Source organism: Pseudoalteromonas sp. APC 3495 (assembly GCF_030407645.1).
GTDB lineage: Bacteria > Pseudomonadota > Gammaproteobacteria > Enterobacterales > Alteromonadaceae > Pseudoalteromonas > Pseudoalteromonas tetraodonis.
On sequence record NZ_JASDDA010000020.1, the window covers coordinates 16,478 to 29,515 of the forward strand.

The following is a 13,038-nucleotide window of genomic DNA, read 5'->3' on the forward strand; positions in this document are numbered from 1 at the left end:
TGAATAAAAAGTCTCACCACTTAAACAAAAGTATAGCTCATGTTTATAAACACATAGTAAACGTAAAAACATTGTTTTTAGTTCATAAATCGGGGTTAGCAAATTAAAAAAAGCAAGCAAGGTAGAATAAATTAGGTTTTTTTGACTAAAACGCGTATAATTCGCGCCCGTTAATATTCAACCTTTTATTTAAATTATTGGAGCACAAAGATGGCTTTAGAGCGTACTTTTTCAATCGTAAAACCTGATGCAGTTGCTAAAAACCACATCGGCGCAATCTACAACCGTTTCGAAACTGCAGGTCTTAAAATCGTTGCAGCTAAAATGGTTCACCTTTCACAAGAGAAAGCTGAAGGTTTCTACGCTGAGCACAGCGAGCGTCCTTTCTTTGGTGCTTTAGTATCTTTCATGACTTCTGGCCCAGTAATGGTTACCGTTCTTGAAGGCGAAAACGCTGTTCTTAAAAACCGTGAAATCATGGGTGCTACTAACCCAGCTGAAGCACTAGCGGGTACTTTACGTGCAGACTACGCTGATAGCATCGACGAAAATGCGGTTCACGGTTCTGACGCTGTTGAATCTGCTGCTCGCGAAATCGCGTACTTCTTCGCTGACGAAGAACTTTGCCCACGTACTCGTTAATTCGAGTTCACAGCTAACCCTGTGATGCAAAGTATGAAAAGGGCTTTCGAGCCCTTTTTTAGTCATTACGTAAAGTATTAACCGTTTATTTATGATGTTTTACTTAATGATTATAGTGGATGAATTGTGTACAATTCGCCCTTGTAAATTTTTACCATCACCGCCACCGATTGAGGTTGTTACATGACCGAGCAAAAAAAGATTAACTTATTAGATTTAAACCGAGATGCAATGCGAGAGTTATTTGTATCATTCGGTGAAAAGCCATTTCGTGGCGATCAGGTGATGAAATGGATTTATCATTTTGGCGTAGATAATTTCGACGAAATGAGCAACGTAAACAAAAAGCTAAAAGAAAAGCTTAAAAATGAGTGTGAAATCGTTGCACCTGAAATTTCAGTTCGCCAGCAAGCCAGCGACGGTACAATTAAATATGCACTCGTACTTGAGGGCGGCCAAGAAGTTGAAGCTGTTTGGATCCCAGAAAAAGATCGCGCCACTTTATGTGTATCGTCTCAAGTGGGCTGTGCACTGGAATGTACTTTTTGCTCAACGGCACAACAAGGCTTTAACCGTAATTTAAAAGTGTCTGAAATTATTGGCCAAGTATGGCGTGTAGCCAAAGACATTGGCCTTGATGGAAACAGTGAAAAACGCCCTGTCACTAACGTCGTTATGATGGGAATGGGCGAGCCGCTACTGAATGTTAAAAACGTAGTCCCGGCGATGGAGCTGATGATGGACGACTGGGGCTTTGGTTTATCTAAGCGCCGCGTTACATTAAGTACCTCGGGTGTAGTACCTGCCCTTGATTTATTAAAAGAAAAAATAGACGTAGCACTGGCTATTTCACTTCACGCTCCTGATAACGCACTGCGTGATATTTTAGTACCGATCAATAAAAAGTACCCAATTGAAGAATTTTTAGCGGCCTGTCGTCGTTATATTGATGGCTCAAAAGCCAATAAAGATGTCACCATTGAATACGTTATGCTTAATGGCGTAAACGACAGTACCGACCAAGCACATGAACTGGTTAAAACGCTAAAAGGTACGCCATCTAAGGTAAACCTTATTCCGTTTAACCCGTTCCCAGGTAATGAGTATACGCGTTCAAGCAACAGCCGAATTGACCGTTTTTCAAAGGTATTACAAGCTGCGGGGATTACCTGTATTGTTCGTCGTACACGAGGGGACGACATTGACGCTGCCTGTGGTCAGTTAGCTGGCGATGTGGTTGATAGAACAAAACGTATGGCTAAAAAGAAAATGCGTGATGACAATGCAATTGCAGTAAATATTCACCAAGCCTAACTAAGTAACTCTGTGCCTTTGTGCCTTTGTGATAAATTGTTTATTTTTAAATAAATGATGCAACACAAAGGCTTTGAGGTAAGATAGAGGCTATGGAAATAAATAAAGAGACAAGGTAATGCGATCTTTACTTGCTTTAGCACTATCAACACTACTTTTAAGCGGTTGTGTGACTGAAAATAGTTACAACGGCAGTGACAAACCCGTCGTCGAAAATAAAATAAACAACGCAGGCGCAGCACGTACCCGCATTGCTTTGGCATTACAATATTTAAACACCGGTAATAATTCCCAAGCAAAATACAACCTTGAGCGTGCGAGCGAATATGCACCAAATCTTCCCGAAGTTCATTATTCTTTAGCCTATTACTACCAACAAGTTGGCGAAAATGCATTAGCCGACAAAGCCTATCAAAAAGCGTTGGCGATTAAGCCTGACGATCCGAACACCCTAAATAACTACGGTACGTTTTTATGTAGTATTGATGAGTATGATCGCGCGACCGATCAATTTTTAAAAGCGATTGAAATTCCTAGCTATATTCGTGTAGCACAAAGCTATGAAAATTTAGCCTTATGCGCCATTGAATTTAATGACTTTACCAATGCAGAAAGCTACTTTCAACAAGCGCTAAACCACAGCTCGCAACGCGCCTCTACATTAATAAGCTTAGCGGCTTTGTATTACGCCAAAAGTGACTTATATAAAGCCAGTACTTTAATACAACGTTATGACGATACTGCACAGGTTTCTTCGCGAGCATTGTTACTCAGCTACTTGGTTAAACAACGCATGGGTAGAATAGAAGATGCTGAAAAAATTGCAGCTACCATTTTGCAAACGTACCCAAATAGTGTTCAAGCTAACGCCATTCGTGACAACCAATTAAGGCAAACAGAGTTTGAAGTGCTGCGAGAAAAGTACCGTCAAGCACAACTTGATGAATTGCAAGAAAGCAGTAATAACAATCAAATTATTGTGGAGCCAAAAATAAAAATTATTCGTAAAAAAAGCCCAACATCTGCTGTAAACTCTGATGATTCAGTAAAGTAAGCTGCATAAAATACAACAGAGACACAAATACCTTTTTAAATTAGTATAAATAAGAGTAAAAACGAGTGTATCGGTTGATATCGCTCGTTTTACTGTAAACCAATTTAGCATTTCAGTGTGATTCAATGCTAAACTGCTATATGTTAGGTGCATTAAAGGGCTTTAAAAATAAAAACAGCAAAAATTTTAAAAGGGCGATACTAACGTTTTTATAAAACCGCAGCTGATGATACCCTTTAAAAGCGTGCATTCTAGTAGCAAGAATAAACGAACACTAAAAAATAAAAACAAAGTCTTACTCTGGTTATTAAGCCAAAACATTAACTTTTACTCGTGGATCCAGACTCATACATATTATGAATGAAGATAATACACAACCGCAGAGCGACGAACCCTCTGTAGGACAAATACTAAAATCGCATAGAGAAAATGCAAATATCAGCATTGCTGAAATCGCCTCGCTATTAAAGCTAACAGAATCACAAGTTGAGCATATTGAAAGCGACGAGTATCATTTACTCGGTGCAAAAACGTTCGTTAAAGGCTATATAAAAAACTACTGCCGCACACTAAACATTGATAGCGCAGCTATTTTAGCGATGCTGCCGGCCTTTAGCACATCAGATAAACCGGTCGATATGCAAAGCTTTTCAAGGCGCACAGAAAAAGAAGCCCATGACAGCCGACTTATGACCGTAAGTTACTTAATTTTAGCTATCGTTATTGGTTCTTCTGCAGTGTGGTGGTGGCAAAATGCAATGCCTATTGATGAACAAACTAAAACTATTAATGCTAATAACTCGCTCATAACTCAACAACAAGAAAACACCAAGCTGTTAGCTGAAGCCGCCGACGAGGCACTATTAAATGACATTGAATCTACAGAAGAAGTAGATTCTGCATTACAAAATGAACAACAAACAATTCAAGCTGCGCCAGTTAATAATGCACAGAGCACCAGTGAGCCAAAAAACAGTGATTTAAGCACCATTTTTATGATGTTTAACGATGAGAGCTGGGTAGAAATTCACGATGCCAATGATGAAAAAATTGCTTTTGGTGTAAAAAAAGCAGGCTACGAAATGACCCTAACCGGAGTAGCGCCTTTTTCAGTGGTATTAGGCAAGCATGATGTTGTTCGTATTACCCTAAATGGTGAGCCAGTTGATATTTCGGCCTTTCCTAAAAACCGTTTAGCTAAATTTAAATTACCCTTAGCAGAGTAGTCGCTATGTTTTCAGAATCTCCTATAAAACGCAGAAAATCCACACGCATAAATGTGGGTAATGTTCCTATTGGTGATGGTGCACCTATTGCCGTGCAGTCGATGACCAACACAGATACGATGGACGTTGATGCCACTGTAGCCCAAATTCAAGCTATTCAAGATGCCGGTGCAGATATTGTTCGCGTGTCAGTACCTACCATGGACGCCGCTGAGGCATTTAAAAGTATTAAAGAGCAAGTGTCGATACCCCTTGTCGCCGATATTCACTTTGACTATCGCATTGCATTAAAAGTAGCAAAATACGGTGTTGATTGTTTGCGTATCAACCCAGGTAACATTGGCAGTGAAGAGCGCATTAGAGCGGTAGTTGATTCAGCGCGTGAGCATAACATTCCTATTCGAATAGGGGTAAATGGCGGCTCACTTGAGCGCGATTTACAAGAGAAATACGGCGAACCTACTCCAGAAGCCCTATTAGAATCGGCTATGCGCCACGTAGATATATTACGCCGTTTAGACTTTGATCAATTTAAAATTTCAGTAAAAGCATCAGACGTATTTTTAGCGGTAGGCGCGTATCGCTTGCTCGCTAAAGAAATCGACCAACCACTGCATTTAGGAATAACCGAAGCTGGCGGCATGCGCTCTGGCTCTGTTAAATCGGCCGTTGGTTTAGGGATGTTATTAGCAGAAGGCATTGGTGATACGCTGCGCGTATCTCTCGCTGCAGACCCAGTACAAGAAATAAAAGTTGGCTTTGATATATTAAAATCACTGCGTATTCGCTCGCGCGGGATTAACTTTATTGCTTGCCCAAGCTGTTCACGCCAAGAGTTTGATGTGGTGAGCACCATGAACCAACTTGAAGAACGTTTAGAAGACATTATTGAACCGGTTTCAGTGTCTGTAATTGGCTGTGTTGTTAACGGCCCAGGCGAAGCGCTAGTCAGTGATATTGGCCTTGCCGGTGCAAACCGTCGCTCAGGCTTATACATAAATGGCGAACGCCAAAAAGCCCGTATTGATAACAATAATATTGTTGATCAGCTCGAAGGCTATGTGCGCGATTTTATCGAGCAAAAGCAGCAACAAACACCAATCGATATAAAAATCGTAGAGTGATTTAAACGCCAGCAATATGCATTCAATTGACTTTTTTAGTAGCGGCATTCACAGCGCAGTACAAATTACATACACACCGCTATACTCGCAATTACCTTGTAGTTAGGGTTATAATGCGCGGTCGATTTTTTAGTTTTACGTAGTTGCAGTCTAAGACTGCACATAAACAGATTTAGGATTTATCAGTGGCAAAACAAATTCAGGCAGTTCGCGGTATGAACGATTGCCTGCCAGGCGATACGCAAGTTTGGCAGAAAGTAGAGCACATTTTACGCGAGACCGTATCATCGTTTGGTTATCAAGAAATTCGTTTTCCAATTGTAGAATCAACCGACCTATTTAAACGCTCTATTGGTGAAGTAACCGATATTGTAGAAAAAGAAATGTACACCTTTGCCGATCGTAACGGTGATAATTTAACTCTGCGCCCTGAGGGTACCGCGGTGTGTGTACGTGCAGGTAACGAAAATGGCCTGTTATACAATCAAGAACAACGCCTTTGGTACATGGGCCCTATGTTTCGCCATGAACGCCCACAAAAAGGTCGTTACCGTCAATTTCACCAATTTGGTTTAGAAACCTTTGGTATTGCCAGCGCCGATATAGACGCTGAAGTTATATTACTCACGGCGCAACTTTGGGAAGCATTTGGCATAAGCGATCATGTACGCTTAGAACTTAACTCATTAGGCTCAAATGAAGCGCGCGCGCAGTATCGTGATGCCTTAATTGCCTTTTTAGAACAACATACCGATGTACTAGATGAAGACTCTAAGCGTCGTATGTACTCTAACCCGCTGCGCGTTTTGGATACTAAAAACCCAGATATACAGGCAATCTTAGTCGATGCACCAAAATTATCTGAATATTTAGATACTGAATCAAAAGAACATTTTGAAAATTTATGTGAACGATTAGATGCCGCAGGCGTCAAATACACGGTTAATGAAAAGCTAGTTCGTGGCTTAGATTATTACAACCGTACTGTATTTGAATGGGTAACCGATAGCTTAGGTGCACAAGGTACAGTATGTGCCGGTGGTCGTTATGATGGCTTAGTTGAGCAATTAGGCGGTAAATCAACCCCAGCAGTTGGTTTTGCGATGGGATTAGAGCGCCTAGTTTTATTGCTTCAAGCACTTGAATGTGTAGGTGACATACGCCGTAGTGCTGATGTATATTTAGCAGCCATGGGCGACAAAGCCAGCATTCAAGCGCCCATTATTGCATCTACGTTACGTCGTGACGTACCTGGATTACGCGTTATGGTGCATGCTGGCGGTGGTAACTTTAAAAAACAATTAAAACGTGCTGATAAAAGCGATGCATTAGTCGCGGTTATTATCGGTGAAGATGAATTAGAGCAAGGCGTTGTGACCATAAAGTATTTACGTGAGCGTAAAGAACAAGTCACATTAGAACTAGAACAAGCTAAAGCGCTACTTGCAGAACTAATTAATAGCTAAAATTACATAAAGCGCTGCGAGTAAAGCGCTTTAATAGAGGTAAGCATGGAAATTTATTCAACTGAAGAACAACAAGCAGAAGCGATTAAACGCTTTTTTCGTGAAAACGGCCTATCACTTGCGTTAGGTGTAATTGTTGGCTTAGGTGGTTTGTACGGTTGGAAGGCCTACAAGCAAAACCAAATAACAACAGCAGAGCAAGCATCTGATGCCTACACTAAGCTTGTTGAAAGTGATGACGTATTAGCCTCTGCTGATGCCTTCATCAGTGAAAATAAAGACACTCAGTACGCAACTTTAGCGGCATTTGTTGCTGCAAAAGAAGCGGTAGATGCACAAAAATTAGATGTAGCGAATGAAAAGCTAAGCTGGATTGTATCAAATGTCGATAACGCGCAGTTAAAAGCCATTGCCACTACGCGTTTAGCGCGTGTGCAAATTGCTCAACAACAATACGATGATGCATTAACCACGTTAAATTCGCCGTTGCCAGAGGCATTTAATGCAAATGTTGCAGAGTTAAAAGGCGATATTTACACTCAGCAAGGCAATAAAGAACAAGCACGCGTAGCCTACCAAGCTGCGGTTGATGCCGGTGGATTAACCAGCAATCCTCTATTACAAATTAAGTTAGATGACCTAGCAGTAACTAGCCCAGCGGCATAAGGTTTTAGGCATGAGAAAAATAACAACAGCAACGCTCGCCCTTTGTATGGCAACACTTATGGGCTGTTCATCAAGTGATGATGAAGAAGAACTGGTACTTCCTGAAATAGCCAATCAGTTTGAAACAGAAGTTGTTTGGCAAGAATCAATAGGTAGCGGTGTAGAGCATTACTTCTCACGCCTATCACCAGCTGTTTATAAAGATACTGTCTATGTAGCGAGTCGCGAAGGCCAAGTAGAAGCGTTATCACTTGCCAATGGTGATACGCTTTGGGAAACCGATGTTCGTCATGATTTATCGTTTTGGCCTTGGAGCGATAACGATAGTGCAAAATTATCAGGCGGAATATTACAAGCTTATGGTAAAATCTATTTAGGTTCAGAACATGGCTATGTCATTGCCCTTGATCGTGAGACAGGTAAAGAGGTATGGCGTAAAAAAGTGCCAGGCGAATCACTGTCTAAACCTGCTGCAGGCGATGGTTTAGTGTTTGTTAATTTAGCATCAGGTAAGTTACTGGCCCTGCATCCTGATACGGGTGAAGAGCGCTGGAGCTTTGAGCAAGAAGTGCCAGCACTTACCTTACGCGGTCAAAGTTCACCAACCGTCGCTAATGGTGGTGTGTTGGTTGGCCTTGAAACAGGTAAGCTCAGTGTTTTAATTTCTGAGAGCGGCTACTCAGCGTGGAGCGCAGAAATTGCAGTAGCAAAAGGCGCATCAGAGTTTGAGCGTTTAGTTGATGTTGATACACAACCACTTATTAGTGGCCCGTTTGCTTATGCGATTGCATACAATGGTAACTTATCAGCAGTTGATATTCGTTCTGGTAATGTTGTATGGAAACGTGAATACAGCAGCTACCGTGAAATTGCCATGGATTTGCAAACAATTTACGTTGTTGATAGTAACGGCGTTGTTTATGCACTTGATAAAGATTCAGGCATTGAACGTTGGAGCCAACCCGCTCTTCGTGGCTGGTACTTAACAGGCCCAGCAGTTGCCGGTAATTATTTAGCGTTAGGTGACCAAGAAGGCAATTTGCATTGGTTAAATAAAGACACTGGCGAGCTAGTATCTCGTGAAGACTTTGACAGCTCAGGTTTTTTTGTTGAGCCTGTTGTTGCTGACGATAAGTTGATTTTATACACCCGTGATGGTGAAGTTAGCGCGGTAAAAATACCGAACTAACTGTCTACTATTAGTGTAAGGCACTAATAGTTAATTATTTTTTGTAAGGCTTCGCACTGCGAAGCCTTTTGTTGTTTTTTAAAGAGGTAGTTTATGCTTCCCGTGATCGCTCTTGTAGGGCGACCCAATGTGGGCAAATCCACATTATTTAACCGTTTAACACGTACTCGTGATGCACTCGTTGCCGACTTTCCTGGCTTAACGCGTGATAGAAAATATGGCCAAGCAAATTACGATGGCTTTGAATTTATCGTGGTAGATACGGGCGGTATTGATGGCTCAAAAGAAGGTATCGAAACCGAAATGGCTGATCAGTCATTACTAGCCATTGAAGAAGCGGATATTGTTTTATTTTTAGTTGATGCTCGCGTAGGTATGACAGTGGCTGACCAAGCTATTGCTAACCACTTGCGTAAGCAAGAGAAAAAGTGCTTTGTGGTAGCCAATAAAACAGACGGCATTGATGCTGACTCGAACTGTGCTGAGTTTTATCAACTTTCACTCGGTGAAGTTCATCATATTGCAGCCGCTCATGGTCGTGGTATTACTTTACTGCTCGAACAAACACTTCAGCCAGTTATTGCTGAACTTGCCGCACTTGATGAAGATGTAGCCGATGACGATGAAGAGCTTATCGACTTATATCAAGAAGGTGAAGAAGATGACACTGATCACCAAGCGTTTGCCGACAAGCCGGTAAAGCTGGCTATTATTGGTCGTCCAAATGTTGGTAAGTCAACCCTTACTAACCGCATACTAGGTGAAGACCGGGTTATTGTATACGATATGCCAGGTACAACCCGCGACTCAATTTACATTCCGATGACCCGTAACGACAAAGAATATATTCTTATCGATACCGCTGGTGTGCGTAAACGTAAAAAAGTAAGTGACGTGGTTGAGAAATTCTCAGTCATTAAAACGCTACAAGCAATCGAAGATTGTAACGTCGTGTTACTAGTGGTTGATGCCCGCGATGGTATTTCTGATCAAGACTTAAGCTTATTAGGCTTTGCCCTTAACTCAGGGCGCTCATTGGTGATTGCCGTGAACAAGTGGGATGGCCTAGATAACTACGTTAAAGATCGTATTAAAACTGAGCTTGATCGTCGTTTGGGCTTTATTGATTTTGCCCGCTTGCACTTTATCTCTGCGCTACATGGTACGGGTGTTGGTCATTTATTTGAATCAGTTGACGAAGCGTATGAGTCGGCAACTAAACGTATAAGCACCGCTATGCTACGTCGTATCATGGACATGGCACAAGCGGATCACCAGCCGCCACTTGTTCGCGGTCGTCGTGTTAAGCTTAAATATGCGCATGCTGGGGGTTATAATCCGCCGCGTATCGTCATTCATGGTAACCAAGTTCATGATTTACCTGATAGCTACAAACGCTACCTAATGAACTACTACCGTAAAGCACTTAAGATTATGGGTACGCCAATCAAAATTGAATTTAGAGAAGGCGATAACCCATTTGCAGGGCGTACTAATAAAGTAACCCTGTCGCAAAAACGTAAAATTCGTGCGTTTAGTAAAGAAAACCGCAATAAGTCATAACGATTTTGATTAAGTCAGTTTAATAAAACGGCGTACTTTATAGTACGCCGTTTTTTATGATTCAAAATTAATTAATGCTAATTGCACCAGCCGTTCAACTGTGGTGCCTTGAAGATTTTTAGGCGCTTTAGGGTAATATTTCGATTTTGGCGTTTTAATGGATATGAAACCATGATTTGTAGCCATCTCATTAGCTAATAGCTTACGCTCTTTGGGCGTTAGATGATTTTCGTGTATTTTTTCCAGTTCACCATTATCAAGCCATATTCCTGCACAGCTTGGGCACTCATCTATTTCAACTGCTTTTAGCGGTGAAAAATACCTACGCATCATCACTATGCTTGGGCATTTAGGGCAATTTACTCGCATTGCGACTTCACCCTCACCTTCTGCATAATTACTCAAATACTTAAGTAAAACCTGACCATGTTTTAACTCTGGCGAGCTAAATTTAAAAATTTGGCTGTTATCAAAAAATACGCCGCCTAATGACGATGTATAAACAGTGATTCCGCCAACTAATATAGGCTCCAATGGTGTATTCGTTCGAGGGCACAACATTTTCAAAATCCTTTTTATTTTAATACGTAAAGTTAAATAGTTATTCTAATGCTTTGTGTATCAGGCCAATTAATGGTGGTAGCAATGTAGTATGACCTGCCAATACAAACTCATGTGCATCATCTGACATTTTTTGTCACGTGTGGCGAATAATCCCAATCCATTTTTCTTCATCATAATCAGGTTTTGAACCTGCAAAGCTAAACATGTAAAGCTCAATAAATATATGGGTGTTGGCTATTCACCTGTTCGATTAGCGAAATTGCGATATTAAACATGGCTACTAAAGTATGTTTTGCTTTTTTCATTTTAAACACCAGTAGAACAATAAGCTAGGCTGTTGTTAAAAACCAACGCATTAATTGAGTGAACTTGTTATTATCATAAAATCAGCGCGCATAAGTAATAATTAAAATTTTAAAAAGTGAAATTCAACATGCTAAAAAAAACAATCTTAGCTATTGCCTTAGCAGCCACCTCGCTGCCAAGCTTAGCCGACAGTAACAGCGATTTAAAAACCATTATTGATAACCACTGGCAAAACGCCAAAGCTGAGAAAATATTTTTTAGAACCGATCCAGACGGTTGGAAACCAAACGGCACCCTACCCGATTGGAGCGAGCAAGCCATTGCGAAGCGCCAAGCTTACAACAACAGCGTACTAAAAAACTTAGCCAGCATTGATCCTAAAACGCTCAATAGCGAGCAGTTAATGAACTACCGCTTGTTTAAATATGAGCGAGAAACCGAGCAGCAAAGCTACCTTTACCAAGATAAATACTTTCCGGTTAATTTTTTAAGTGGCTGGCATACTTACTTTGCAGAAGCGCCGGCTAACATGGCCTTTTTAACCGCCGAGGATTACGATGCCTTTTTAGTGAGCCTTGGTGATTACCCGCGCTTTAATCAGCAAAACATTAATTTACTGAAGCAAGGCATTCAAACTGGTTTTACCCACTACTGCGAAACATTTAAAAATTATGGCCAAAGTATTAGCGCCCATATAGTTAAACAACCTGAGAATAGCGCCTTATATGAGCCATTTACTCGTATCCCTAATACATTTAGCGCAGCGCAAAAAGAAACTTACCAAAATAAAGCTAAAGCGTTAATTGCCTCAAAAGTCGTGCCTGCTTACGAGCACTTTTACGACTTTTTTGAAAACGAGTATATGCCACATTGTAGAGCGCAGCCCGGTATTGCAAGCATCAAAGGGGGCCTTGATTATTACAAATATACAGTAAATTATTACACCACAACAAATGCGACCCCCAAGCAAATCCATGAGCTTGGCCTTAAAGAAGTGGCACGCATCAAAGCGCAAATGCAAAGTATTATTGATGAAGTTGGCTTTGATGGCAGCTATAGCGAGTTTTTAGAATTTTTGGCAACCGATGAGCAATTTTACGCAACCGATCCCCAAGACTTGCTCGAAAAAACCGCCTTTATAACCCAAAAAATGTACGGCAAACTCCCTACTTACTTTGGCCACTTACCGCGCAATACTTTTACCATTAAAGGCTCTGCTAGTCGTGGCGCATTTTATATGCCACCGCCAGATAATCGCTCACCGGGGACTTACTTTTTAGCCTCAACTCCAAAACTGCAGCCTTTATATAATTTAGAAGCACTTAGCCTACACGAAGCCATACCTGGGCATCATTTACAAAACGCCATTGCGATGGAGTTAGACGTTCCTGAGTTTAGACGCACACTGAGCCACTCTGCTTTTGGCGAAGGCTGGGCACTTTATACAGAGCGTTTAGGTAAAGAAGCGGGCTTTTACCAAAGCCCATACAGTGACTTTGGCCGTTTAGGCTACGAAATGTGGCGCGCAGTACGCTTAGTGGTTGATACCGGTATTCATGCCTTTGGCTGGAGCCGCCAAAAGGCGATTGATTATTTGGCTGATCATACCGCTTTGCCACAAAGCGCAGTGGAAGATCAAATAGACCGCTATATTTCTTGGCCAGGCCAAGCGCTTTCATACAAAATGGGCGAAATTAAAATACGCGAACTACGTGCCAAAGCAGAAAAACAGCTAGGCGCACAATTTGATATACGCAGCTTCCACGATACCGTTATTGGTCAAGGTTCACTCCCTATGGCGGTACTTGAAGATGTAATTAATGACTGGATAGCACAGCAAAAATCAGCTATTTAAAATAAAGCTAGAACAAATTGAGAGGCGGTATTGTTACCGCCTCTTTTTAAAGCCCTATTAAACACCTCA

General features: G+C 41.3%; 10 protein-coding genes and 2 pseudogenes. 10 read left to right on the top strand and 2 right to left on the bottom strand.

Features of this window, described 5'->3' with window-relative positions; genetic code table 11:
- Positions 1–210: 210 nt before the first annotated feature.
- The 9 genes and pseudogenes from ndk (at position 211) to der (ending at position 10,244) form a co-directional block, all read left to right on the top strand.
- Positions 211–642, top strand: coding sequence for a nucleoside-diphosphate kinase (ndk, locus tag QL984_RS09940; RefSeq protein WP_008111339.1), 432 nt, complete (start codon positions 211–213; stop codon positions 640–642).
- Positions 643–825: 183 nt separating this feature from the next.
- The gene (locus tag QL984_RS09945; protein ID WP_010389431.1) at positions 826–1,956 is read left to right on the top strand and encodes a bifunctional tRNA (adenosine(37)-C2)-methyltransferase TrmG/ribosomal RNA large subunit methyltransferase RlmN; all 1,131 of its coding nucleotides are present in this window, start codon (positions 826–828) and stop codon (positions 1,954–1,956) included.
- 118 nt (positions 1,957–2,074) lie between these two features.
- A pseudogene (gene pilW / locus QL984_RS09950) lies at positions 2,075–2,974 on the top strand (type IV pilus biogenesis/stability protein PilW); the annotation flags it as partial.
- A 392-nt stretch (positions 2,975–3,366) separates the two neighbouring features.
- Complete coding sequence (locus QL984_RS09955; protein ID WP_036955299.1) at positions 3,367–4,236, top strand: RodZ domain-containing protein; 870 nt, start codon at positions 3,367–3,369, stop codon at positions 4,234–4,236.
- Between the two features lie 5 nt (positions 4,237–4,241).
- Positions 4,242–5,360, top strand: a complete 1,119-nt coding sequence (gene ispG / locus QL984_RS09960) for a flavodoxin-dependent (E)-4-hydroxy-3-methylbut-2-enyl-diphosphate synthase (RefSeq protein ID WP_013462930.1) — start codon at positions 4,242–4,244, stop codon at positions 5,358–5,360.
- Positions 5,361–5,545: 185 nt separating this feature from the next.
- Positions 5,546–6,826: a histidine--tRNA ligase gene (gene hisS, locus QL984_RS09965; RefSeq protein WP_036955301.1), complete on the top strand. Its 1,281-nt coding sequence runs from the start codon at positions 5,546–5,548 to the stop codon at positions 6,824–6,826.
- A 45-nt stretch (positions 6,827–6,871) separates the two neighbouring features.
- A complete protein-coding gene (locus tag QL984_RS09970; protein ID WP_036955303.1) occupies positions 6,872–7,492 on the top strand; it encodes a tetratricopeptide repeat protein in 621 nt (206 codons plus the stop codon).
- A 10-nt stretch (positions 7,493–7,502) separates the two neighbouring features.
- A complete protein-coding gene (gene bamB / locus QL984_RS09975; protein ID WP_028834271.1) occupies positions 7,503–8,681 on the top strand; it encodes an outer membrane protein assembly factor BamB in 1,179 nt (392 codons plus the stop codon).
- Positions 8,682–8,774: 93 nt separating this feature from the next.
- Positions 8,775–10,244 carry a ribosome biogenesis GTPase Der gene (gene der, locus QL984_RS09980; protein WP_290172603.1) on the top strand — a complete coding sequence of 490 codons (1,470 nt, stop codon included), beginning with the start codon at positions 8,775–8,777 and terminating at the stop codon, positions 10,242–10,244.
- Positions 10,245–10,298: 54 nt separating this feature from the next.
- Here der and QL984_RS09985 read toward each other — a convergent pair whose 3' ends face one another.
- Both QL984_RS09985 and QL984_RS18475 read right to left on the bottom strand, forming a co-directional pair.
- Positions 10,299–10,805, bottom strand: a complete 507-nt coding sequence (locus QL984_RS09985) for a zf-TFIIB domain-containing protein (protein ID WP_036955306.1) — start codon at positions 10,803–10,805, stop codon at positions 10,299–10,301.
- Positions 10,806–10,845: 40 nt separating this feature from the next.
- Positions 10,846–11,031 (bottom strand): annotated as a pseudogene (locus QL984_RS18475) (DUF4202 domain-containing protein); the annotation flags it as partial.
- A gap of 210 nt (positions 11,032–11,241) precedes the next feature.
- Between QL984_RS18475 and QL984_RS09990 the strand changes: the two are divergent.
- Positions 11,242–12,969 carry a DUF885 domain-containing protein gene (locus tag QL984_RS09990; protein WP_036955309.1) on the top strand — a complete coding sequence of 576 codons (1,728 nt, stop codon included), beginning with the start codon at positions 11,242–11,244 and terminating at the stop codon, positions 12,967–12,969.
- The last annotated feature ends 69 nt before the right edge of the window (positions 12,970–13,038 follow it).

What these genes read in the sequence shown, in the direction of transcription:
- ndk (WP_008111339.1), top strand. Translation starts at nt 211, where the DNA reads ATGGCTTTAGAGCGTACTTTTTCAATCGTAAAACCTGATGCAGTTGCT.
- QL984_RS09945 (WP_010389431.1), top strand. Translation starts at nt 826, where the DNA reads ATGACCGAGCAAAAAAAGATTAACTTATTAGATTTAAACCGAGATGCA.
- QL984_RS09955 (WP_036955299.1), top strand. Translation starts at nt 3,367, where the DNA reads ATGAATGAAGATAATACACAACCGCAGAGCGACGAACCCTCTGTAGGA.
- ispG (WP_013462930.1), top strand. Translation starts at nt 4,242, where the DNA reads ATGTTTTCAGAATCTCCTATAAAACGCAGAAAATCCACACGCATAAAT.
- QL984_RS09970 (WP_036955303.1), top strand. Translation starts at nt 6,872, where the DNA reads ATGGAAATTTATTCAACTGAAGAACAACAAGCAGAAGCGATTAAACGC.
- bamB (WP_028834271.1), top strand. Translation starts at nt 7,503, where the DNA reads ATGAGAAAAATAACAACAGCAACGCTCGCCCTTTGTATGGCAACACTT.
- der (WP_290172603.1), top strand. Translation starts at nt 8,775, where the DNA reads ATGCTTCCCGTGATCGCTCTTGTAGGGCGACCCAATGTGGGCAAATCC.
- QL984_RS09985 (WP_036955306.1), bottom strand. Translation starts at nt 10,805, where the DNA reads ATGTTGTGCCCTCGAACGAATACACCATTGGAGCCTATATTAGTTGGC.
- QL984_RS09990 (WP_036955309.1), top strand. Translation starts at nt 11,242, where the DNA reads ATGCTAAAAAAAACAATCTTAGCTATTGCCTTAGCAGCCACCTCGCTG.